Origin of the sequence: Sphingomonas kaistensis, assembly GCF_036884275.1 — a bacterium.
GTDB lineage: Bacteria > Pseudomonadota > Alphaproteobacteria > Sphingomonadales > Sphingomonadaceae > Sphingomicrobium > Sphingomicrobium kaistense_A.
The window spans coordinates 199,662-222,185 of record NZ_CP145607.1 but is presented as its reverse complement, the minus strand read 5'-3'; the positions used below and the strand labels follow the sequence as shown (position 1 = coordinate 222,185).

Sequence of the window (22,524 nt, the reverse complement as noted above, 5' to 3'; positions counted from 1 at the left end):
GACCGCCTTGGCAGGCAAGCCAAGCCTCCCCTATGTGATGGGTTATGGATCTTTACGCACAACTGGGGGTGAAGCGCGGGGCGAGCGAGGCCGAGATCAAAAAGGCCTATCGAAGCCTCGCCAAGCAGCTTCATCCCGATCGCAATCAGGATAATCCCAAAGCGGCCGAACGCTTTTCCAAGGTGACGGCGGCCTATGACCTGTTGTCCGACGCCGACAAGCGCGCGCGCTACGATCGGGGCGAGATCGACGAGGAAGGCAATCCCAAGTTCGGCGGCTTCGGCGGCGGTGGCGGTGGAAGCTATGGCGGCACACGGCCGGGCGCAGGCGGCGGGTTCGAAGGCTTTCCGGGCGGCGGTGCTGCCGGCGGGCCGGATTTGTCCGATCTGTTCGAGGGCCTGTTCGGCGGAGCTGGCGGACGCCGCGCCGGCGGGTCGCCCTTCGGCAATGGCGCGGGCGCAAAGCCGCGGGCAGCGGTCAAGGGCGCCGATGTCGCCTATCGCCTGACCGTGCCGTTCGTCGATGCGGCGACATTGAGCCCGCAGCGGGTGACGCTGGCGGATGGGGCGACGATCGAACTCAAGCTTCCCAAGGGTGTCGAGGATGGCACCAAGATCCGGCTTGCCGGCAAGGGCGAAGCGGGGCCGGGCGGCAAGGGCGATGCGATCGTCACCATCGGGATCGAACCGCACCGCTTCTTCACCCGCGACGGGCAGAACGTCCGGCTCGACCTGCCGGTCAGCCTTAAGGAGGCCGTGCAGGGCGCCAAGGTCAAGGTGCCGACCCCCGACGGCGCGGTGATGCTGAGCGTTCCCAAGGGCGCGACCTCGGGCAAGGTGCTGCGGATCAAGGGCCGCGGGTTCAGCGACAAGGCGGGTACGCGCGGCGATCTGCTGGTCACCTTGATGGTCGAGCTGCCCGCCGGCGACGTCGAGCTGGAGCGCTTTGTCGATGGCTGGAGCGGCGGCGCAGGCAACCCCAGGGCGGGTCTCGGCGTCTAAGCCGTTCGATGCAGGACGTTTCCCCCCAAAGTCCCGAAGCCAGGCGCAAGCGGCTGGCGGCGATCCAGGCCCGCTTCGGCACCCAGGTGGTCGAACGGGTCAAGCCCGGGACCAAGCCGTTCGAAGTCGCCAAAAGGGTCGCGATCGGCGTTTACAACGACGGCTTCATCCACGCCGGCAACATCGCTTACCTGTCGCTGCTGTCGATGTTCCCATTCTTCATCCTGGCGGCGGCGATCGCGCAGTTGCTGGGATCGAGCACCGGGGCGCAGCAGATCGTGGCCCAGGTGCTGAGCTCACTGCCGCCGCAGATCGCGGCGGTGGTGCGCGAACCGGTCGCCGAGGTGCTGACCGCGCGGCAAGGGCCGCTGCTGTGGTTCGGCGCGCTGGTCGGGCTGTGGACGGCGTCGAGCTTCATCGAGACGATCCGCGACATTCTGCGCCGGGCTTACGGCGTCAAATATACCAAGCCGTTCTGGGAATACCGGTTGATCAGCGTGGCGCTGATGCTGGGCCTGGTGCTGCTGCTGATGATCGCGCTGGCGACCACCGTACTCTTGAGTTCGATCGAAGCGTTCATCGTCGCCAAGGTGCCCGAATTCGCGGAGGTCGAGGATACGCTGACGCTGCTGCGGATCGTGCCGGCGGCGGCACTGTACGTCACCGTCTATCTCATCTTCGTGGTGCTGACCCCGTCGCGCTACCGCAAGCGCGGGTGCCGCAAGTGGCCGGGCGCGGTGCTGGTGACCGGCTGGTGGATCGGAACCGCGGTGCTGTTGCCCAAGGCGATCAGCCTCGCGGGCGGCTACGACCTCACCTACGGCAGCCTGGCGGGGGTGATGATCGCCTTGCTGTTCTTCTTCGTCGTGGGCCTTGGCGTCGTGATGGGCGCCGAACTCAACGCCGGGCTGGCGGAAACCGAGGCGAGGGCGCTAGAGGGCGAACATTACACCGGACCGCATGCCGCGACCCTCGAGGTCGAGGCGCCGGAACCGGGTGAAAAGGTAACCATCACGCCGAGCCAGGCCGAGGAAGTGCCGGCGACGGAAGGCGAGGTCGTTCAAGCGGCCGAAGAGGGGAAGATCGTATGACGGGATTGATGGCGGGCAAGCGCGGGCTGATCATGGGCCTCGCCAATGACCGCAGCCTGGCGTGGGGCATCGCCAAGCAATTGGGCGAGCATGGCGCCGAATTGGCGTTCAGTTACCAGGGCGAGGCGCTGGAGCGCCGGGTGCGCCCGCTGGCCGAAAGCCTCGGCAGCGACTTTCTGGTCGATTGCGATGTCGGCGACATGGACGCGCTCGACCGCACCTTTGCCGCGATCGAGGAGCGCTGGGGCGGGCTCGATTTCATCGTACACGCGATCGGCTTTTCCGACAAGAACGAGCTTCGCGGGCGGTTCGTCGACACCAGCCTCGACAACTTCCTGTTGACCATGAACATCTCGGTCTACAGCTTCGTCGCCTGCGCCCAGCGCGCGGCGCGGCTGATGAAGCCGGGCGGGTCGATGCTGACCCTGAGCTATTACGGCGCGGAAAAGGTCATTCCGCATTACAACGTGATGGGCGTCGCCAAGGCCGCGCTCGAAACCGCGACAAAGTATCTCGCCGCCGACCTTGGCAAGGACGGGGTGCGGGTCAACGCGATCAGCGCCGGGCCGATCAAGACGCTGGCCGCAAGCGGGATCGGCGATTTCCGCTATATCCTGAAGTGGAACGAGCTGAACGCGCCGCTCCGCCGTAACGTCAGCATCGAGGACGTCGGCGGCGCGGGCCTGTATCTCCTGAGCGATCTCGCCAGCGGGGTCACCGGCGAAATCCACCATGTCGATGCGGGCTACAACGTCGTCGGCATGAAAGCCGAGGACGCGCCGGATATCGCCACGGTCTAAGGCACCTTCTGCGCGTCGGTTACTCGCCGAGTACGCGGTGGAGGAACGACGCGCTGTCGGCCAGTGCCGGCGTTGACCCGCGGAACGGTCGCGACAGCGATTTGGCGAGGTCGACGTGGCTTTTGCCCGGATAGACCTTCAATTCGACCGGCACCCCTGCCGCCGACAGCTTGGCGGCCAGCGCCCGGCTGTTGCGCGGATTGACGATCGTATCGGCGCTCCCCGTCGCGAGCAGCATCGGCGGGGCGGCGCGGGTGACGAAATTGATCGGCTGGGTTTCGGCCGGGCGCGGCCAGGCGCCCAGCGCATCGCGGCCGCGCTGTTCGGTAAAGGGGTAGAAATCGTAGGGGCCTGACAGCAGGGCAGCGGCCTTGATCGTCCCCGCCGGCGCCCCCGCCTCGCGCAGGAAGCGCGGATCGAGCGCCAGCATCGCGGCATTGTAGGCGCCCGCCGAATGCCCCGCGACTGCGATCCGGTTGGGGTCGCCGCCATAGCGGGCAATGTTGTCGCGGGTCCATTTCACCGCCAGCGCCCCGTCCTCGACAAAGGCGGGGAAGCGCACCGACGGCACCAGACGGTAATCGGGAACGACGGTGACGAATCCCTGGCCCGCATAGCCCGAGCCGGCAAAGGCATAGCCTCCGCGCGATCCCGCGACCCAGCCGCCGCCATAGAGAAACACCACGACGGGAAGCGGACGGCCGCTTTGCCGGGGCGCCCAGACATCGAGTTTGAGGCCGCGATCGGGAGCAAAGGTCACTCCCTCGGCGACCCGCCGCGCGCCATTGTCGCCCGGAAGCAGGCGGTTGACTGAGCTCAACAGGGCGGGAGGCGAGCAGGCGGCCAGCGCCAAGGCGGCAAGAGCAAGGATCGCATTTCTCATGGCAGTGCATACGCACGGCGAAACGGCTTGGACGCGTGCTCGCCGCTTGCACGCCGGGCATTCGTCCGCAAGGCTGGGCCATGATCGCGTCCGAGCCCGCCGCACCCCACCAGCCGATCTCACGCAAGTCGCTGGCGGTGGCGGCCTTTTCGACCATCGTCGAATGGTATGATTTCACCCTTTACCTGTATTTCGCGACGGTGCTGGCGCGGCTGTTCTACGGAAGCGGCGGCGAGGCCCTGTCCTTCACCCTCGGCAGTTTTGCGCTCGCTTATCTGATGCGACCGCTGGGCGCGGTGGTGTTCGGGCATGTCGGCGACCGCCATGGGCGACGCGCGATGCTGCTGTGGTCGGTGGCGCTGATGACCGCCGCGATGCTGGCGACGGCGCTACTTCCGACGCAGGCCTCGATCGGCGTTGCGGCGGGGTGGCTGCTGTTTCTGCTGCGCTGCGTGATGGGGTTCTCGGTCGGCGGCGAATATAGCGGGGTGGTCGCCTATCTGCTCGAAGGCGCGAAGGCGGAGCGGCGCGGGCTGGTCGCCAGCCTCGCGTCGGCGGCGAGCGAGATCGGCGCGCTGCTGGCGGTCGGGGTATCAGCGCTGACGGTGGCGTCGATGAGCGAGGCGGACCTGACAAGTTGGGGCTGGCGCATCCCCTTTTTCGTCGGCGCGGCACTGGCGGGCAGCGTGTGGATCGCGCGCTCCTCGATGCAGGAATCGCCCGAATATGAGCGGCAGGTCGCCGCCGGATCGGTGCCGGAATCGCCATGGCGGCACGCGTTTGCCAACCACAAGCTCAGCATCTTCCGCGCCTTTTGCATCTCGGCGCTGGGATCGATCACTTATTATGTCGGAATCACTTATGTGCCCGCCTTCCTGAACACTGCCGGAAGCTTGAGCGAGGTGGACAGCCTGTGGCTGGGGACCGCGGCGGCGGTGGCGGTGATCCTGGTCACCCCGCTGACGGGAATGCTGTCGGACCGGGTGGGGCGAAAACCGGTCCTGATCGGCGTGGCTTTGCTCTCGGCGGCACTCCCGATCACCTTGTTCTCGCTGATGGCGGGCGGCGGACACGGGCAGGCGCTGGTCGGCGCGCTGCTGCTCGCCTGCGTCGCTGGGGCGATGAGCGCGGTCGGCGCGGTCGCCACTGCCGAGCAACTTCCGGGCGAGGGGCGGGTGACCGGGCTGGCGTTCGGGGCCACCGGAGCGACCGCCATCTTCGGAGGGCTGACGCCGTGGCTGGCCGAGCGGCTGGTTGCGACGACGGGCCAGGCGAACATGCCCGGCATCATGATCGCCGCCGTCGCGGTGGCAGTTCTGCCGGTCTTCCTCACGCTGCGGGAAACGGCCCCGGTCCAACATCGCTGAAGCGCCTTCGCTCACCACCGACTGGGTGTCCCGGCGTATTACAGACCTGACACGCCCGTTGGTCGAAGCGGTGGTGATCGCGTCGGGCCAGCGACGCAAGCTAGGCGGGTCGGACGCAGACACGTTGGGGAAGCGCATTGGTGTCGGGAAGTAACGATACAGTCGGCGCGTGGGCAGCAAAAGTTTCTCGCACCCCGTTGCTCTTGTTGTTACCATCGGCCTTAAAGGGTGGGGGAAAGTTTTAATGAAATCTGTTGGCGCGTGGGTGAAGCGGCATCCGATCTGGTCGGGGCTGATCCTCCTCGTCGTGGCGCTGATCGTGTATCAGACGCTCAAACCCAAGACCTATGACTATGTCTATGTCAGCGAACCGGTGACCCGCGGCGAAGTGGTTCGCAAGGTCACCGCCAGCGGCAAGCTGCGTGCGCTGAACACGATCAAGGTCGGTGCCGAAGTGTCGGGGCAGGTCAGCCGCGTCGCGGTCGATTTCAACACGCCGGTGAGGGCTGGCCAAGTGCTGGCCGAGATCGACCCCACGCGTCTCCGCGCCCGGGTCGAGCAGGCCCGTGCGCAGGTCGCCACGGCCGAGGCCGCGCTGGCGACCGCCAATGCAGCGGCCGGACGCGCGGCGAGCGATGTCGGAATCCAGCAACGCGAGTTCGAGCGCGCCCGGCAACTCGCCGGACGCGGCTTCACCAGCCAGGCCGCGCTCGATGCCGCCGGCGGGTCGCTCGCCACCGCACAGGCGTCGCGCCGCAGCAGTACCGCGCAGATCGCGACTGCGCGGGCCCAGATCGTGCAGGCGCGCGCCGAACTGTCCTCGGCGATGCTCGACCTGTCGCGCACCCGGATCGTCGCGCCCACCTCTGGCGTGGTGATCAACCGGCTGGTCGAGCCCGGGTCCACCGTCGCCGCCAGCTTCCAGACGCCGAACCTGTTCGAAATCGCCGCCGACACCAGCCGGATGCAGGTCGAGACCAGCGTCGACGAGGCGGACATCGGCGAGGTCCAGACGGGCCAGGAAGTCAGCTTCACCGTCGATGCTTATCCCCGCGACCGGTTCAAGGCGGTGGTGCGGCAAATCCGCAAGGCGGCGGTCGAGACCAACAATGTGGTGAGCTACCTCGTCATCCTCGACGTCGACAACAAGGACGGCAAATTGCTCCCCGGCATGACCGCCAACGTCGAAATCGTCACCGGCCGGATCGCCTCGGCGCTGAGGGTGCCGACCACCGCGCTGCGTTTCCGGCCCAAGGTCGGCGACCGGCCCAAGAGCGTTCCGCCCAAGGGCAGCGAGGCGGTCTATGTGGCCGGGGCCGAACCTTACAAGCCGGCGCGCCGGATCGTGACGACCGGGCTTGCCGGTGAGGATTTCGTCGAGGTCCGCTCGGGCCTCAAGGCCGGCGACAAGGTGCTGGTGCGAACCCGTTCGACCGCGCCCAAGCAAGACGATGACGAGGACGAGAACGCCGGGGAGGCTGGCGGTGAGTGAGCCGCCGCTGGTCGAGACCCGCGACCTTCGCAAGGAATACAAGCTCGGCGGGGAGACGGTGCACGCGGTGGACGGCGTGTCGCTGACCATCCGGCGCGGCGAATTCGTGGCGGTGATGGGCGCCAGCGGATCGGGCAAGTCGACCTTCATGAACCTGGTCGGCGCGCTCGACCTGCCGACGAGCGGCGAGATGCTGTTCGACGGGCAGGAACTGGCCAACCTGTCGTCGGACGAGCTGGCCGCGATCCGCAATCGCAAGATCGGCTTCGTCTTTCAGCAGTTCAATCTTCTCGCCCGCACAAGCGCGCTCGACAATGCGGCGACCCCGTTGATCTATGCCGGTGTGCCTCTGGCGAAGCGGCGCGAGCGGGCGGCGGCGAAGCTTGCCGCGATGGGCCTCGGCGACCGGATGGACCATACGCCGGCCAAATTGTCGGGCGGGCAGCAGCAGCGCGTCGCGATCGCCCGTGCGCTGGTGACCGAACCGCTGATGCTGCTGGCGGACGAGCCGACCGGTGCACTCGATACCGCGACGTCCGAAGAGATCATGCGGCTGTTCACCGAGCTCAATGAGAGCGGGATCACCGTGGTGCTGGTGACCCACGAGCCCGACATCGCGCAATTCGCCAAGCGCCGCATCCTGTTCCGCGACGGCAAGGTGGTCGAGGATCGGCCCGTTACCGACCGGCGGCTGGCGGCATGAGCGCCGGCGGCTTCATCGCCGGACGGCTGGTCGATGTCGGCATCGCGCTGACGGCGCTGCGCACGAATCTGATGCGCTCGATCCTGACCGCGCTGGGCGTGATGATCGGCGTCTTCGCGGTGATCCTGGCGATGGCGGTCGGCAGCGGGGCCAAGGTGTCGGTCGAAGAGACGGTGGCGCAACTGGGCTCCAACATGGCGCTGATCTTTCCGCAGCAGGAAGGTGGCCGCGGCGGTCCGAACAGCGCACCGGGCAAGCTGACCGAGCGCGACGCGGCGGCGATCGAGCGGTCGATCCCTGGGGTCATCGCCATCGCCCCGCAGATCCGCGCCACCGTTCAGCTGTCGATCCCCGCCAAGCAGGTCACCACCAGCGGAATCGCGGTGACGCCGGGCTATGCGGTCGCGTCCAACACGGGGATCGAGAACGGGCGGCTGATTGAGGAAAGCGACGTCCGCTCGGCCGCGCGCGTGGTGGTGCTCGGCCCGACCGCCGCCACCGTCCTGTTCGGCGATCTCGATCCGGTCGGCCAGACCGTGCGCCTCAACAAGGTGCCGTTCCGGGTGATCGGCGTGCTGGCGGGCAAGGGATCGAGCCTTGGCCAGGACCAGGACGACGTCGCACTAGTGCCGCTCAGCACCGGGCGGCAGCGTTTCACGACTTCGCTGCGCGGGCCCGACGATCTGTCGATGCTGTTCGTCGGCTTCGATCCGGCGATGGACCTGGGCGACGGCAAGCGCGAGCTGGTCCGCCTGCTTCGTGCGCGCAACAATGTCGAAAAGGGCGAACCCCAACCCTTCGCGGTGCGCACCACCGAGGAGTTCCAGGAGGAATCGAGCATGGTGACCTCGATCTTCCAGGCGGTGCTGGTCGCGATCGCGTCGATCTCGCTGCTGGTCGGCGGAATCGGGATCATGAACATCATGCTGGTCAGCGTGACCGAGCGCACCCGCGAAATCGGGCTGCGCATGGCCTTGGGAGCGCGGCGGCGCGATATCCGCAATCAGTTCCTGGTCGAAGCCGCGGTGCTGTGCATGATCGGCGGGTTGCTCGGCCTCGGCCTCGCCGCCATCGCCGCCACCGTATTCGAGCGGGTGGCGGAGTTTCCGGCGCCGATCGGCATCGGCACGGTGCTCGGCAGCATCGCCTTCAGCGCCTGCATCGGCCTGCTGTTCGGCGGCTACCCCGCGATCCGCGCCAGCCGCCTCAGCCCGATCGAGGCTTTGCGCAGCGAATAAGGCGGCTCAGGCCGAGAACGGATCGCGGACCAGGATCGTGTCGTCGCGGTCGGGCGAGGTCGAGACCAGCGCCACCGGGCAGCGGATCAGTTCTTCGACGCGGCGAATATATTTGATCGCTTGCGCCGGAAGATCGGCCCAGCTGCGTGCGCCCGCGGTGCTGTCGGACCAGCCCGGCATCTCTTCGTAGATCGGCTTCACGCGGGCTTGGTCGGCGGCGTGCGGCGGCAGATAATCGAATCGCTTGCCGTCAATTTCGTAGCCGACGCAGATCTTCACCGTCTCGAACCCGTCGAGGACGTCGATCTTGGTCAGCGCAATCCCGGTGATGCCGCTCACCGCCGCGCTTTGGCGGACCAGCACCGCGTCGAACCAGCCGCAGCGGCGCTGGCGGCCGGTGACGGTGCCGAATTCATGGCCCCGTTCGCCGAGGCGCTGGCCGTCGGCGTCGTCCAGTTCGGTCGGGAAGGGCCCGGAGCCGACGCGGGTGGTGTAGGCCTTGACGATGCCCAGCACGAAGCCCGCCGCGCCCGGACCCATGCCGCTGCCGCTGCCGGTGGTGCCCGCGACGGTGTTGGAAGAGGTGACGAAGGGATAGGTGCCGTGATCGACGTCGAGCAAGACGCCCTGCGCGCCTTCAAACAGGATGCGGCGGCCCTGGCTGCGCGCTTCCTCCAGATCGACCCAAACGGGACGGGCGAATTGGAGAACGAAGTCGGCGATCTCGGCGAGATCGTTCTTGAGCCGCGCGCGGTCGACCGGTTCCTTGCCAAATCCGGCGCGCAGCGCGTCGTGGTGGGCGCACAGGCGGTCGAGCAGGGGATCGAGTTCGTCGAGGTGGGCGAGGTCGCAAACGCGAATGGCGCGGCGGCCGACCTTGTCTTCATAGGCCGGACCGATGCCCCGGCGAGTGGTGCCGATCTTGCCCGCGCCGCTGGCGTCTTCGCGCAGCGCGTCGAGGTCGCGGTGGATGGGGAGGATCAACGGGCAGGTCTCGGCGATGCGCAACACGTCGGGCTCGACCCGCACGCCTTGGCCGCGCAACTTCTCCACTTCTTCGCGCAGCCACCACGGATCGAGCACCACGCCGTTGCCGATGATCGACAGGGTGCCGGTGACGATCCCGCTCGGCAGCAGCGACAATTTGTAGACCTTGTCGCCGACGACCAGCGTGTGACCAGCATTGTGGCCGCCTTGGAAGCGCACCACGCAATCGGCGCGGCTGGCGAGCCAGTCGACGATCTTGCCCTTGCCCTCGTCACCCCATTGGGCGCCGATCACGGTTACGTTACCCATGGTTCTTCTCGTGTTGACGGAAGGCCTGCCTCTAGCAGCGTGGCAGTTCTGGTCTAGCCACCCTCCGCCGTGTCGCCTTTTGATCGATAACGGATCAAAAGATTCAGCCTAATTTCTCCGAAGCGGATCGTATCCCTGTTCCGTTTCTGTTCCGCTCGGTTTATCTTTGATTGCATCTGCACGCCCGTACGTACCTTTGAGGGCGATTGACAATTATAACAGCCAATAGGATTGGTCCATATTGGAACTGATTTATATTGATTGTAACTGATTGAAAGGCAATCATGACGGACGTTGGACGGATCGTGACGACTAAGCTTCCGGAAGCCCTGGTGCGCCAGGTCGACGAAGTCGCTGCCCGGATCGACCGCAGCAAGAGCTGGATCATGCGGCAAGCTTTGTCCGAATGGTTGGCCGAGGAACAGAGGCGTCATGAACTTACGCTTGAAGCGCTGGCTGTCGTGGATGACGGAAAAACATTGTCCCACGACGAGGTACTGTCGATGATCGAAGCACGGAAGCGAGAACTCAGAAAGCAACATGCGAAGCCCGCTGCGTGAGGATCATCTGGTCGGTTGTTGCCTTCGCCGACCTCGAACGGCTGCAGACTTTTCTCGCTGAAGTTGATCTCGAAGCGTCCGAAAAAATCGCGGATCTTCTCGCAAATTCGCCAACGGCGTTGTTGGACTTTCCGCGGCGGGGACCCCGCCTTTTCGAATTTGATCCTCGCGAAGTGCGTGAGTTTCGGGTCGAGCGATACGTGTTTCGCTACGAGGTCCGCGACAATCAAATCATCCTGTTGAGGATTTTCCACATGCGCGAAGATCGAGCGTAACAACTTCGTGCGGGGAGCCGGCGTCAGCCTTTTGACACCCCCTACCATGGCACGACCGAGGTGCCGCTGTTTCAGTCATTGAGATAGATGCGCCTCAAGGGCGGATTAGACGTCGAAAGAGCATCCACGACCGTGATGCGGTCGCCTGCTTGCTCGGCTCCGATAACTAATTGAGTTAGAGAAAAGCCGAAACCGCCCAGCCGATCGCACCCCAGCTCGCCACCAGTAGGCCGCCGAAGACAATCCCGCGGGTGCGCAGCGAATAGCGGTCGTCGACGGGATCGGCCGCTTCGATGTCGGCTGCCAGTTCGCGCAGGCGATGGATGTCGAGGCCGGTATCGGCGCCGCCGGCTGGAACGCTGGCCGGGCTGCGCAGCAGCGCCGCGCTGATCGCGGCCGAGGGAATGCTTTGTTCGAACGCGCAGCCGTGGAAGTTGCCGCTGCTCCACACCACCGAAGCGGCGGTCGGGCCGCGTTCGGGAAGATCGACGAACAGGGTTTCGCCGCTGATGAGAGGCTGGCGGGTTTCGAGCAGCAGCCCGGTCGGCGACAGATCGTGGATGACGACTTCGATCCCGCTGTCCGACACCGCCGATCTGAGGCGGAGGGCGCGGCGGGAAGCGTATCGGCGGTTCTCGCTTTCAAGCGGCGAGATGGCATGAACTGCAGTCGACATGAATAAGGGGCCCGTCACTATGCCCAGTGACGATGGAGGCCTTCCGTTAACAATCGGTCAATTTGCGCGTCCATTGCGCACCTTTGGCAGGATGGTGCGCATTGTGCCTGGATCAGTCCGGCGACTGTCGCGCCGCTGCGGGTGAACGGTCACGGATCCATTGCGAGAAGACCCACTTGGTCCCTCTGTTTGGGGGCCGGCCGGCGTGCAGGGTCAGCGGATCGGGACGATTGGCGCCATCGACGTTGGCAAAGAAGAGGGCGTCGCCGGTTGCTCCGCGCACGACCTGTCCGGCCTCTGGAAAGGCGGTTTCGCCCCCTTCGTAATCGTCGTTCAAATACAGGAGAAAAGTGGCGATCCGCTGTCCGGCGTGTGCCGCCAGCGCCGGGTCGAGATAGTCGTAGTGCGGCTGGAATTCCTCGCCCGGTTCGTAGCGCATCACCTGCGGAGGTTCGAACAGCGGGAGAGGAAGACGCGTCGCGGCCGAGATGCGGGAGCGGAGAACCTGGGTTACGAGATCAAGTTCGTCGAAGGTCAGTTCGGCCGACCTATTGCTGCGACGTGGGTCGAGCCGCGGGCCGCCGGTAGACGGGTCGAACACCTGCGATGGCGCCAACGTGCCGCGCCCCCGCAACCACGCGCATTCTGCCGCAGACGCGAATCCGCGGACGAAGCGCAGTCGGGGCTGTTCGGAAAGACGCTCCGGTTGAGGAAAGGCGAAGAGGGCGTCGATGTCGGCGGCGCTGCGCGCATGGTCCGGGGTCAGCCCGAGCACTTCCAGTTCTGCCTGAGCTTGCGGGTTGCCCGCGTCCGCTGCCCGTCCCAACAGGGCAAGCGCGCGGGGCCAGTTCTGCGGGCGACCGGCGCCGACAGCTTCCATCCGCGCTTCGGCCCGCAACTCGTCGCCGCTCCGCATCGATGTGCTCCTAGAAGCTCAACGGCACCACCTCGCGCACGCCTTCCAGCGCGCACAGTTGCTGCACGACTTCGGGCGTGACGGGATCGTCGACCGCGACCAGGGCCACCGCTTCGCCGCCTGCCTTGCGCCGGCCAAGGTTGAAGAAGGCGATGTTGATGCCCGCTTCCCCAAGCGTGGTGCCGAGCTTGCCGATGAAGCCGGGCGCGTCGCTGTTGACGATGTAGAGCATGTGGCCCGCGAGATCGGCTTCGACCGCGACACCGAAGATGTCCACGAGGCGCGGCGCCGCATTGCCGAACAGGGTCCCGGCGACGCAGCGATCGCCGGTCGGCGTGGAGGCGGTGACCCGGACGAGGGTCTGGTAATCGCCTTCGCGTTCGTGTCGGATTTCCTTGACGTCGAGGCCGCGTTCTTTCGCGAGTACGGGGGCGTTCACCATGTTCACTGTCTGGCTGTAGGTGCCCATCAGCCCCGCCAGCACCGCGCCGGTGATCGGCTTCTGATTGAGCTGCGCCGCCGCGCCCTCGACCTCGATTGACACGCCGCGGACCTGTTCGCCGAGCACTTGGCCGAGCAGTTTGCCGAGCTTTTCGGCCAGCGCCATGTAGGGCTTGAGCCGCGGTGCTTCCTCCGCCGACAGGCTGGGCATGTTGATGGCGTTGGTGACGCCGCCCAGCAGCAGGAAGTCGCTCATCTGCTCGGCGACCTGGATCGCGACATTGACCTGCGCTTCGGTGGTCGACGCGCCGAGGTGCGGGGTCGAGATGAAGCCGGGCGTGCCGAACAGCGGGCTGTCGGTCGCGGGCTCGGTCTCGAACACGTCGAGCGCCGCGCCGGCGACCTGCCCGCTATCGAGCGCATCCTTCAAGGCCGCTTCGTCGATCAGCCCGCCGCGCGCGCAATTGATGATGCGGACACCCTTTTTCGTCTTGGCCAACGCCTCGCGGCTGAGGATGCCGCGGGTCTGGTCGGTCAGCGGAGTGTGCAGGGTGATGAAGTCGGCGCGCTTCAGCAGCTCGTCGAGCTCGACCTTTTCGATCCCCAGTTCCAGCGCGCGTTCGGGCGAGAGGAAGGGGTCGAAGGCGATCACCTTCATCTTGAGGCCGAGCGCGCGGCTGGCGACGATCGACCCGATGTTGCCCGCCCCGATCAGGCCCAATGTCTTGGCGGTGAGCTCGACCCCCATAAAGCGGTTCTTTTCCCACTTGCCGGCCTGGGTCGAGGCATCGGCCTCGGGCAGCTGGCGGGCGAGTGCAAACATGAGCGCAATGGCGTGTTCGGCGGTGGTGATCGAGTTGCCGAAGGGCGTGTTCATCACCACGATGCCCCGCGCGGTGGCGGCGGGGATGTCGACATTGTCGACCCCGATGCCGGCACGGCCGATGACCTTCAGATTGGTCGCATGGTCGAGCAGCTTGGCCGTCGCCTTGGTTGACGAGCGGATGGCCAGGCCGTGATAGTCGCCGATTAGTCCGGCGAGCTCGTCCGGAGTCTTGCCGGTGATCTCGTCCACCTCGATCCCCCGCTCGCGGAAGATGGCGGCGGCGCGGGGGTCCATCTTGTCGGAAATGAGGACGCGCGGGGTCATGCCCGGGTCTCCTCATAGGCCCAGTCGAGCCACGGCCCGAGGGCCTCGATGTCGGCGGTGTCGACAGTCGCGCCGCACCAGATGCGAAGCCCCGGCGGGGCGTCGCGGTAGCCGGCGATGTCGAACGCAGCACCTTGCTCTTCGAGGAGGCCGGCCATTTTCTTGATCCGGGCTTCGTCGGCGCCTTCGACCGTGAGGCATACGCTGGTCTTCGAGCGAGACGCCGGATCCGCGGCGAGATGGTCGAGCCAAGGGCGCGCCTCGACGATGCGGTTCAACGCCGCGGCATTGGCGTCGGACCTGCGGATCGCGCCGTCGAGCCCGCCGATGCTCTCGACCCATTCGAGCGCGGCGATGGCGTCTTCGACCGCCAGCATCGAGGGTGTGTTGATCGTCTCGCCGGAGAAGACGCCTTCGATCAGCTTGCCCTTGGAAGTCAGCCGGAAGACCTTAGGCAGCGGCCAGGCGGGCACATAGCTTTCCAGCCGTTCGACCGCACGGGGTCCGAGGATCAGGACGCCATGCGCGCCTTCACCGCCGAGCACCTTTTGCCAGGAGAACGTCGCGACATCGATCTTGTCCCACGGAATGTCGTAGGCGAACACCGCGCTGGTCGCATCGGCGAAGCTCAGGCCCTGGCGGTCGGCGGCGATCCAGTCGCCATCGGGAACGCGCACGCCCGAGGTGGTGCCGTTCCAGGTGAACAGCACGTCGTTCGACCAGTCGACCGCCGCCAGATCGGGCAGGTCGCCATAGTCAGCGCGGATCACCGTGGGATCAATCTTGAGCTGTTTCACCGCATCGGTGACCCAGCCTTCGCCAAAGCTTTCCCACGCCATGGCAGTGACCGGACGCGCCCCGAGCATGGTCCACATCGCCATCTCATAAGCGCCGGTGTCGGAGCCCGGGACGATGCCGATCCGATGCGTGTCGGGAAGCCTAAGATTGGCGCGCATCAGGTCGATGCAGCGCTTCAACCGCGCCTTGCCGATCTTGCTGCGGTGGGAGCGACCGAGGCTGTCGGTGGGCAGGCTGGAAGCGGTCCAGCCGGGCGGCTTGGCGCACGGCCCCGACGAGAAATAGGGGCGGTCCGGACGCACGTCCGGGGTAGGGTTCGTCATGTTCAAACTCTCCTCACAGAGAGCACGCGCCGCGTTGGGACGGCGTGGCCCGTGGCCGCTCTACAGCATGGGGTGAGCGGCGCAAGCGCCCTTGCGATTCTGTGAATAAATCCGCGATTCGACGGCAAATTTCGGCGCGTTTCGCTCAACTCATCGCTCGCTTTTCCCGACTCGTCCCGGGCGGGGAACGAAAAGGTTGTTTTCGTTAACCGTACCGGGTCTTTAGTCCGTGTCCGACGCAGTGGGGGCAACGCTGTGTCGGTCGGGGCTGGGGAGCTCCTGACATCCTAGGGAAGCCACGACACGCCGTTCTTTGCGGATGGCGCGGAAGGGTTTCACGCAAACGTGAACGAGCTGGGAGCTTTGGTTCTATGACGCATGCCATCCGAACAACGGGACTGCTTCGCAGCCGCGACCTGTTCGTGCATGACGGCACCAAGCTCCGTCGGATCCGCCTTTCCACTCCCCTTCAGTTCGCTTTCTTCCTTGCTGCCGCCCTGATGCTGGCCTGGTCGGCCTTTGCTGCCGCCCACTTCCTCCGCGGCGATCAGGCCTTGGTCGCCGTCACCGCCGACAAGGGCGATCTCCAGCAGCTCGCCAAGGCCGCCGAACAGCGCGCCCGCCTGATCGAACAGCGCCAGACTTTGCTTGCGACCATGCTCGCGGGCGGCGATGTCGATCCAGCTTCGCTTCCGCAAGTCAGCGATGCCGGTTCGCTCCCGGCTGCGATCGCCGCGCCGCTCGACCGCGTTGAAGACAAGCTGGCCGCCGAAGAAGCCGCCGCCGCCGAGCGGCTCGAGCTTCGCTATCGCACCGCCACTCGCGAACTGAAGAAGCTTGGCCTCACGCCGCAGCGTCTCGCCGTCGGTGGTCCGTTCGAGCCGGCGACCAAGAGCGATCCGACCTTCAAGTCGCTGTTCAACAGCTGGAAGAAACTCGACTCCCTGCAGGACGGCGTGATCGCGGTTCCGTCGGACAAGCCGGTCAAGACCGCCGCCTTCACCTCGAGCTTTGGTGTGCGCAGCGATCCGTTCGGTCGCGGCGCCGCCATGCATGCCGGCATTGACCTTGCCGGGCCGGTCGGCACCCCGATCTATGCCACCGCCGACGGCACCATCACCGAGGTTGGGTACAACAATGGCGGGTACGGCAATCTTATCAAGGTCGACCATGGCCGCGGGATCGAAACCCGCTATGGCCACTTGTCGGCGTTCTCGGTTCGCGTTGGCGAGCGCGTGAAGCGCGGCCAGGTGATCGGCCGCATGGGGTCGACCGGCCGTTCGACCGGCAGCCATCTCCATTACGAAGTTCGCATCGACGGCCGCGCGGTCAATCCGATCCCGTTCATGCGCTCGACCGATTATCTTGTCGCGATCAAGAGCCGCAACGGCCACAGCATGGACCAGATCGCGCTGGGCGGTCCGGCCGGCGCCGCCAAGCGCTGAGCCGACGTGCTTGAGGGTGCGGGTGACGCGCCCTACATGGGTTTCGTGACCCAGCTTACCCTGACCGAATCCGCCGCGCGCCGCGTGGCACTCATCGCCGACAAGCAGGCCAAGCCCGCCGTGCTGCGCCTTGCCGTCGATGGCGGGGGCTGCGCGGGCTTCACCTATCGCTTCGCGTTGGGCGAGCCCGAGGAAGGCGACACGATCGCCGAAACCTCCGGCGTCCGCCTGGTGGTCGATCCGGTCAGCGTCGATCTCCTCGACGGGAGCGAGGTCGATTATGTCGAGGACCTCGGCGGCGCGGCGTTCAAGGTGAAGAACCCCAATGCCGCGAGCGGCTGCGGCTGCGGGTCGAGCTTCGGGATTTAACCCTTCATCGTCATTGCGAGCGCAGCGAAGCAATCCAGCGCGTCGCAAATGGATTGCTTCGTCGCTGCGCTCCTCGCAATGACGGTGGCATGAAGATCGCGACCTTCAACATCAATGGCATCCGTGCGCGGCTGCCCCGTCTGCTCGAATGGCTGGAGCGCGAACAGCCCGATGTCGCCTGCCTGCAGGAACTGAAATGCGCCGACGAAGCGCTGCCGGTGCTCGACATCGAGGGCGCGGGCTATCGTGCGGTGTGGCACGGGCAAAAGGGCTTCAACGGGGTCGCGATCCTCGCCCGCGGCGAAAGCCCGCACCTGCGCCGGGTCGGCCTGCCGGGCGATCCCGACGATACGCACAGCCGCTATATCGAGGCGGAGATGAACGGGATCGTCATTGCGTCCATCTACCTGCCCAACGGCAATCCGGTGGGTACCGAGAAATTCCCCTACAAATTGCGTTGGATGGAGCGGCTGCGCGAGCATGCGGCGGGTCTTCTGGCGGAAGAACGACCGGTGATCCTGGCGGGCGACTGGAACGTCGTCACCGAGGACCGCGACGTCTTTTCGGTCGCGGCGATGCAGCATGACGCGCTGATGCAGCCCGAGACGCGGGCGGCGTGGCGTCGCATACTGCACCAAGGCTGGACCGATGCGCTACGCGCGCTGCATCCGAAGGAGGACCGGCTTTACACCTTCTGGGATTATACCGCCGGCTGCTGGCAGCGCGACGCGGGATTCCGGATCGATCACCTACTTTTGAGCCCGCAGGTCACCGACCGCTTGAGCGCCGCCGGGGTCGATCGCTGGGCGCGGGGCCAGGAAAAGGCGAGCGACCATGCGCCGACCTGGGTGACGCTGGACTAAAGGCCCGGTTTAGCCTTTGTGAGGGGCGCATTTGTTTAATGGCAGTTAATTGCGCTAGAGGCCAAGAGCCGAATCCGCGCAGAGGACTGTCGATTGAAGAATGATCAGGACTGGCCCGAGCGACGTCACCGCCACGATGTCGAGCTTCTGGCCGAGGTTCATTATCCTGATGGCCACACCAGCGGTGCCAGCGTGTCGAACCTGTCGCTGGACGGCTGCCGGCTGACCGGCTGGTTCCGGATCGGCGATTATCTCGAACTCACCCTTCCCAGGATCGGGCGCGTCCGCGGACAGGTACGCTGGGCGGTCGGCGGCGAAGCTGGCATTCGCTTCGTGCGGCCGGACAATGCGGACGGAGCCGAGGCCTAGAGCGCTTTTTCGTAGATGCGGTAGACCTTGCTGCGACGCGACCCGCGCAGGTCGGCGATCGCCAGCATTCCGCCATTGTCTTCCAGCACCCAGCCGAATTCGCCGTGGCTGGCGCCGTAATTCTCGACCGAGTTGATCCGGCAATATTCGATCATCATGAAGGCGAGCTGCCCGGCAAGGCGGCCGCCCTGATGCTTCTTGGCGACGCCCATCAGCGGCACGCGCATGCGATGCACCTTGGGCTTGCGCAGCCGCCACAGCAATTTGGCCCAGCCGAATGGGAACAGCTTGCCGTCGAGGTCGCGGGTCAGTTCGTTGATGTCCGGCAGGGTGATCATGAAGGAAGCGGGTTCGCCGTCGACCTCGGCGATGACGACCAGATCCTCGAAGATGATCGTCTTCAGCTTCTTGCCGGCATAGGCGATTTCGGACGGGGTCAGCGGAATGAAGCCCCAATTGTCCGACCAGGCGTCGTTGAGAAGATTGAGGATGATCGCCGCTTCTTCGTCGAACCGCGACTTGTCGACTTCGCGCAGGCGGATGCGGCTGGAGCGCTGGCCGGCCTGGATCAGACGCTGGGCAAGCGGTTCCAGCGGCACGCGGATGTCGAGCGCGTAGCAGTAGAGGTCCTTGGCCTTGGTATAGCCTTCGCCCTCGATCTGCGCTTCGTAGGCCGGGCGGTGGTGCCCCATCATGGCCGTCGGAGGATCGTCGAAGCCCGTGATTTCGAGCCCTGGCTCATCCCAGATCGAAATGCTGATGGGCCCAAGCGCGCGGGTCATCTGCCGCTCGCGCAGCCAAGCTTCGGCGGTGGCGATGAGGGCCGGGCCGGCTTCGGTTTCGCCGTCCAGCACCTCGTACATGCCCCAATTGCCGATGCCGGGGCCCATATGCTCGAGCACCAGCCGGTCGATCTGCGCCGAGATACGGCCGACCGGACGTCCGTTGCGCTCGGCGAGAAAGAAGGCCGCTTCGCCATGTTCGAACCACGGATTTTCGCCCGGGGTCATCAGGCCGAGCACTTCGGACTTGAGGGGCGGCACCCAGACGGGATCGTCTTTGTAGACGTCCCAGGCGAAGTCGACGAAGCGCTTCTTGTCGGCCTTGGTGGTGATCGGCCGGATGACGAGATCGGACATGAAACGCCTTATTTGAGGAGGCCGCCGAGAATGCCGCGGAGCAGGCGGTTGCCGAGCGAGCGGCCGACCGAGGACGCGGCGGAGCGGGCGGCGGACTGGACCGCCTTGTCGAACATCGTGGGACGCGCCGCCTCACGGGCCTGACGTGCGGCTTCGCGCTCGGCAGCGACCCGCGCGCGCTCGGCCTGACGATCGGCTTCGCGCTGCTGGCGGTCGGCCTCACGCTGGGCGGCGAGGTCGGCGCGGGCCTGTTCCTTGGCGAGGCGGGCGTCTTCCTTGGCCTGCAACGCAGCGGCCTTGGCGTCTTCCTTTTGCGCGCGCGCGGCCTCGGCGGCGGCGGCGGCTTCACCGGCCTTGGCCTTGAGGATCTCCTCGGCGCTGTCGCGATCGATCAGCGTGTCATACTTGCTGCCGATGGCATCGGTGCCGATGAAGATCGCGCGCTCCTGCGCCGACAACGGCCCGACGCGGGTCGATGGCGGGCGGATCAGCGTGCGCTCGACCGGCGAGGGGCTGCCGTCGGGAAGCAGCAGCGAGACCAGCGCTTCGCCGACCTTAAGCTGGGTGATCGCGCTGGCGACATCGACCTCCGGGTTCGGCCGGAAGGTTTCCGCCGCGCTTTTCACCGCCGCCTGATCGCGCGGGGTGAAGGCGCGCAGCGCGTGCTGCACCCGGTTGCCGAGCTGGCCCGCGACCTTGTCGGGGATGTCGATCGGGTTCTGGGTGATGAAATAGACGCCGACGCCCTTGGAGCGGATGAGGCGCACCACCTGCTCGACCTTTTCCAGCAGCGCGGGCGGGGCGTCGTCGAACAGCAAATGGGCTTCGTCGAAGAAGAAGCAGAGCTTGGGCTGGTCGCTATCGCCGACTTCGGGAAGCAGCTCGAACAGCTCGGACAGCAGCCACAGGAGGAAGGTCGAATAAAGCCGAGGGCTCGCCATCAATTTGTCGGCGGCGAGGATGTTGACGATGCCGCGGCCGTCTTCGCCGAGCTTCAGGAAATCCTCGAGGTCGAGCGCTGGTTCACCGAAGAAATGATCGCCGCCCTGGCTGCGGAGTTGCAGCAGGCTGCGCTGGATGGCGCCAATGGTAGGCTTGGCTACATTGCCATATTCGAGCGTCAGTTCGTCCGCCCGCTCGCCGCAGGCGACCAGCATCGCCTGGAGGTCGTCGAGGTCGAGGAGGAGGAGCCCTTCCTTGTCGGCGACATGGAAGGCGATGGTGAGGACGCCTTCCTGCACCTCGTTCAAATTCATCAGCCGGGCGAGCAGCAGCGGTCCCATCTCGCTGACGGTGGTGCGGATCGGGTGGCCCTGCTCGCCGAACAGGTCCCAGAATTGCACAGGGCAATCGCGATATTGCCAGTCGGTGATGCCAAGCTCGGCGGCGCGGGCGGCGAAGATCTCGTGGGTCTTGGCGGTGGGCGAACCGGCCATGGCGAGGCCGGCGAGATCGCCCTTCACGTCGGCGACGAAGGTCGGGACGCCTGCGGCGGAGAAGCCTTCAACCAGGCCTTGCAGCGTGACGGTTTTGCCGGTGCCGGTCGCGCCGGCGATCAGGCCGTGGCGATTGGCGCGTTTGAGTTCGAGTTGTTGCGGGGCTGCCCCGCCGCTGCGTTCGCCGATGAAGATGCTGGCCATATCCGCTCCCGTCCCTCGCTTGTGCTTGGCAGCCTAGCGAGGGACGGGCGGATAGGCGAGAGGTCAGCGGCTGACGATATCGACGCCGATCGGAAGCTCGGGCGACTGGCCCCGCTTGACGAACAGCAGCACCGCGGTGCGACCGGCGCGGCGTGCCGCATCGACCGCCGCGGCGACTTGCGCCGTGGTGGTCACCGGCTGCCGATTGACCGAAAGGATGACGTCGCCGCGGCGGATGCCCTTTTCAGCGGCGTCGCTGTTGGGATCGACGTTGGTGACAACAAGGCCGCGGGTGGTCGCCGGCACGTTCACCGCGCGGGCGATGTCCGCGGTAAGCGGCTGGAGCGACAAGCCCAGCGCCTGGCCCGCGGGCACTGCCGGGGCGTTCTGGTCGTTCGGGTCGAAGCCCTGGCCTTCGGGCGTTGCGCCGCTGATCCTGGCCAGTTCCTCGTCGGTCGGACGCTGCGCGACCACCGCATTGAGGCTGAGGCGGCGACCGTCGCGGATAACCTCGATCGGCACCCGCTGACCCGGGGTGACGTTGGAGATGAGGTAGGAAGCCGTCTCGTCCGGGGTGACGTCGCGGCCGCCGACACGGACGATCACGTCGCCCTGCTGGAGGCCGGCGCGGGCCGCGGGCTGGCCTTCGACCACCGAGCGGACCAGTTCGCCGCGATCCTTGGCGATGCCGAGCGCGGCGGCGCTGCTTTCGTCGAGCGGGAGCAGACCAATGCCGAGATAGCCGCGCTGCGGACGCTGACCGCGGCGCAGGCTGTCGATCACCGGGCGGGCAAGCTCGGCCGGAATGGCGAGGCCGATGCCGACGCTGGCGCCGGTCGGGCTGATCAGCGCCGAGTTGATGCCGATGACGTTGCCGTTCAGATCGAACATCGGGCCGCCCGAATTACCCATGTTGATGCTGGCATCGGTCTGGATGTAGCGGTCATAGGCGCCGGCCCCGGTGATCCCGCGATGCAGGGCCGAGATAATGCCGGCGGTGACGGTACCGCCGAGGCCGTAGGGATTGCCGATCGCCATGACCCAGTCGCCGACCCGGGCGCGCTGGCTGTCGCCCCAGCTGACGAAGGGGAAGCCGTTGCCCTCGACCTTGAGCAAGGCGAGGTCGCTGGCCGGATCGCGGCCGATGATGCGGGCGGGAAGCTCGCGGCGGTCGGTCATGATCACCGTCACGCTGTCCACCGTGCCGGTCCCGCCGGCACCTTGGATCAGGTGGTTGTTGGTGACGACATAGCCGTCGGCCGAGATGAAGAAGCCCGAGCCGAGCGACCCGGATTCGCGGGTCTGCGGGGCGGCGTCGCCCTGACCCTGACCCTGCCCCGGCTGACCGAAGCGGCGGAGGAATTCGGCGAGCGGGTCGCTTTGTCCCTGCCGGACCGGGACGCGCTGCTTGGTCTGGATGTTGACCACCGCCGGTTGGAGCCGTGCGGCCAGATCGGCGAAGGACACCGGCGCACCGCGCGGCGGCATCGCCGCGGGGGAATTCTGGGCGACCTGCGCGCCCACCGGACCGGGAGCGACAATCGAGAAAGCGCTCCCGCCGATCAGCAGGGCAGCCGCGACACCATAGGCATAGCGCACTCTGGGAAACTCCTTGGCGAACTTCATATGCTCTTCAACTTCCCTTGAGAGGTGAGGCCTGTTGCTTTCTTGCTAGGTCAACCGCCTGAA

The 22,524-nt window shown here is 66.2% G+C and carries 22 protein-coding genes; 13 read left to right on the top strand and 9 right to left on the bottom strand.

What is annotated here, in order from left to right:
- Positions 1 to 44: 44 nt before the first annotated feature.
- From V6R86_RS00965 to fabI, 3 genes are read left to right on the top strand one after another with little or no spacing between them, the layout of a single operon-like run.
- Entirely contained in the window at positions 45 to 1,001 is a 957-nt protein-coding gene (locus V6R86_RS00965; protein WP_338501242.1) for a J domain-containing protein, read from the top strand.
- A gap of 8 nt (positions 1,002 to 1,009) precedes the next feature.
- The gene (locus V6R86_RS00960) at positions 1,010 to 2,092 is read left to right on the top strand and encodes a YihY/virulence factor BrkB family protein (RefSeq protein ID WP_338501240.1); all 1,083 of its coding nucleotides are present in this window, start codon (positions 1,010 to 1,012) and stop codon (positions 2,090 to 2,092) included.
- Positions 2,089 to 2,892, top strand: a complete 804-nt coding sequence (gene fabI, locus V6R86_RS00955) for an enoyl-ACP reductase FabI (RefSeq protein ID WP_338501239.1) — start codon at positions 2,089 to 2,091, stop codon at positions 2,890 to 2,892. The genes V6R86_RS00960 and fabI overlap by 4 nt, the downstream gene beginning before the upstream one ends.
- 19 nt (positions 2,893 to 2,911) lie before the next feature.
- On the opposite strand, the gene V6R86_RS00950 is transcribed toward fabI, so the two are convergent.
- Entirely contained in the window at positions 2,912 to 3,775 is an 864-nt protein-coding gene (locus V6R86_RS00950) for an alpha/beta hydrolase (protein WP_338501237.1), read from the bottom strand.
- A gap of 80 nt (positions 3,776 to 3,855) precedes the next feature.
- Here V6R86_RS00950 and V6R86_RS00945 point away from each other — a divergent pair, with 80 nt between their 5' ends.
- The 4 genes from V6R86_RS00945 (at position 3,856) to V6R86_RS00930 (ending at position 8,575) form a co-directional block, all read left to right on the top strand.
- Positions 3,856 to 5,142, top strand: coding sequence for an MFS transporter (locus V6R86_RS00945; protein WP_338501236.1), 1,287 nt, complete (start codon positions 3,856 to 3,858; stop codon positions 5,140 to 5,142).
- A 244-nt stretch (positions 5,143 to 5,386) separates the two neighbouring features.
- The gene (locus V6R86_RS00940; RefSeq protein WP_338501234.1) at positions 5,387 to 6,634 is read left to right on the top strand and encodes an efflux RND transporter periplasmic adaptor subunit; all 1,248 of its coding nucleotides are present in this window, start codon (positions 5,387 to 5,389) and stop codon (positions 6,632 to 6,634) included.
- Complete coding sequence (locus V6R86_RS00935; RefSeq protein WP_338501233.1) at positions 6,627 to 7,337, top strand: ABC transporter ATP-binding protein; 711 nt, start codon at positions 6,627 to 6,629, stop codon at positions 7,335 to 7,337. Before V6R86_RS00940 ends, V6R86_RS00935 begins: the two co-directional genes overlap by 8 nt.
- Positions 7,334 to 8,575, top strand: coding sequence for an ABC transporter permease (locus V6R86_RS00930; protein ID WP_338501231.1), 1,242 nt, complete (start codon positions 7,334 to 7,336; stop codon positions 8,573 to 8,575). Before V6R86_RS00935 ends, V6R86_RS00930 begins: the two co-directional genes overlap by 4 nt.
- Positions 8,576 to 8,581: 6 nt before the next feature.
- Here the strand turns inward: V6R86_RS00930 and V6R86_RS00925 are convergent, their stop codons facing one another.
- Positions 8,582 to 9,871: an adenylosuccinate synthase gene (locus V6R86_RS00925; protein WP_338501230.1), complete on the bottom strand. Its 1,290-nt coding sequence runs from the start codon at positions 9,869 to 9,871 to the stop codon at positions 8,582 to 8,584.
- 284 nt (positions 9,872 to 10,155) lie between these two features.
- On the opposite strand from V6R86_RS00925, the gene V6R86_RS00920 reads away from it, so the two are divergent.
- Together V6R86_RS00920 and V6R86_RS00915 are read left to right on the top strand one after the other, a co-directional pair.
- Positions 10,156 to 10,431, top strand: coding sequence for a ribbon-helix-helix domain-containing protein (locus V6R86_RS00920; RefSeq protein WP_338501228.1), 276 nt, complete (start codon positions 10,156 to 10,158; stop codon positions 10,429 to 10,431).
- Entirely contained in the window at positions 10,428 to 10,706 is a 279-nt protein-coding gene (locus tag V6R86_RS00915) for a type II toxin-antitoxin system RelE/ParE family toxin (protein ID WP_338501227.1), read from the top strand. Before V6R86_RS00920 ends, V6R86_RS00915 begins: the two co-directional genes overlap by 4 nt.
- Before the next feature lie 175 nt (positions 10,707 to 10,881).
- Here the strand turns inward: V6R86_RS00915 and V6R86_RS00910 are convergent, their stop codons facing one another.
- The 4 genes from V6R86_RS00910 to V6R86_RS00895 form a co-directional block, all read right to left on the bottom strand.
- On the bottom strand, positions 10,882 to 11,382 hold the full coding sequence (locus V6R86_RS00910; protein ID WP_338501225.1) for a PilZ domain-containing protein: 501 nt from the start codon (positions 11,380 to 11,382) through the stop codon (positions 10,882 to 10,884).
- Positions 11,383 to 11,494: 112 nt separating this feature from the next.
- On the bottom strand, positions 11,495 to 12,298 hold the full coding sequence (locus tag V6R86_RS00905) for a 2OG-Fe(II) oxygenase (protein WP_338501224.1): 804 nt from the start codon (positions 12,296 to 12,298) through the stop codon (positions 11,495 to 11,497).
- A 10-nt stretch (positions 12,299 to 12,308) separates the two neighbouring features.
- Complete coding sequence (serA, locus tag V6R86_RS00900; protein ID WP_338501222.1) at positions 12,309 to 13,889, bottom strand: phosphoglycerate dehydrogenase; 1,581 nt, start codon at positions 13,887 to 13,889, stop codon at positions 12,309 to 12,311.
- Positions 13,886 to 15,010, bottom strand: a complete 1,125-nt coding sequence (locus V6R86_RS00895; protein ID WP_338501220.1) for a phosphoserine transaminase — start codon at positions 15,008 to 15,010, stop codon at positions 13,886 to 13,888. Before V6R86_RS00895 ends, serA begins: the two co-directional genes overlap by 4 nt.
- Positions 15,011 to 15,381: 371 nt before the next feature.
- On the opposite strand from V6R86_RS00895, the gene V6R86_RS00890 reads away from it, so the two are divergent.
- The 4 genes from V6R86_RS00890 (at position 15,382) to V6R86_RS00875 (ending at position 18,056) form a co-directional block, all read left to right on the top strand.
- Entirely contained in the window at positions 15,382 to 16,455 is a 1,074-nt protein-coding gene (locus V6R86_RS00890) for a M23 family metallopeptidase (RefSeq protein ID WP_338501219.1), read from the top strand.
- A gap of 36 nt (positions 16,456 to 16,491) precedes the next feature.
- Entirely contained in the window at positions 16,492 to 16,824 is a 333-nt protein-coding gene (locus V6R86_RS00885) for an iron-sulfur cluster assembly accessory protein (RefSeq protein ID WP_338505353.1), read from the top strand.
- Between the two features lie 89 nt (positions 16,825 to 16,913).
- Positions 16,914 to 17,687, top strand: coding sequence for an exodeoxyribonuclease III (gene xth / locus V6R86_RS00880; protein WP_338501217.1), 774 nt, complete (start codon positions 16,914 to 16,916; stop codon positions 17,685 to 17,687).
- Positions 17,688 to 17,780: 93 nt separating this feature from the next.
- Complete coding sequence (locus V6R86_RS00875; protein ID WP_338501215.1) at positions 17,781 to 18,056, top strand: PilZ domain-containing protein; 276 nt, start codon at positions 17,781 to 17,783, stop codon at positions 18,054 to 18,056.
- Here the strand turns inward: V6R86_RS00875 and V6R86_RS00870 are convergent.
- The 3 genes from V6R86_RS00870 to V6R86_RS00860 all read right to left on the bottom strand — a co-directional run bounded on the left by V6R86_RS00870 (position 18,053) and on the right by V6R86_RS00860 (position 22,434).
- A complete protein-coding gene (locus V6R86_RS00870) occupies positions 18,053 to 19,195 on the bottom strand; it encodes an N-acetyltransferase (protein WP_338501213.1) in 1,143 nt (380 codons plus the stop codon). The genes V6R86_RS00875 and V6R86_RS00870 overlap by 4 nt on opposite strands.
- Before the next feature lie 8 nt (positions 19,196 to 19,203).
- Positions 19,204 to 20,835: a helicase HerA-like domain-containing protein gene (locus V6R86_RS00865; protein ID WP_338501212.1), complete on the bottom strand. Its 1,632-nt coding sequence runs from the start codon at positions 20,833 to 20,835 to the stop codon at positions 19,204 to 19,206.
- Between the two features lie 63 nt (positions 20,836 to 20,898).
- Positions 20,899 to 22,434 (bottom strand): Do family serine endopeptidase, encoded by a 1,536-nt coding sequence (locus V6R86_RS00860; protein ID WP_338501211.1) that lies wholly within the window; start codon positions 22,432 to 22,434, stop codon positions 20,899 to 20,901.
- Positions 22,435 to 22,524 lie beyond the last annotated feature (90 nt).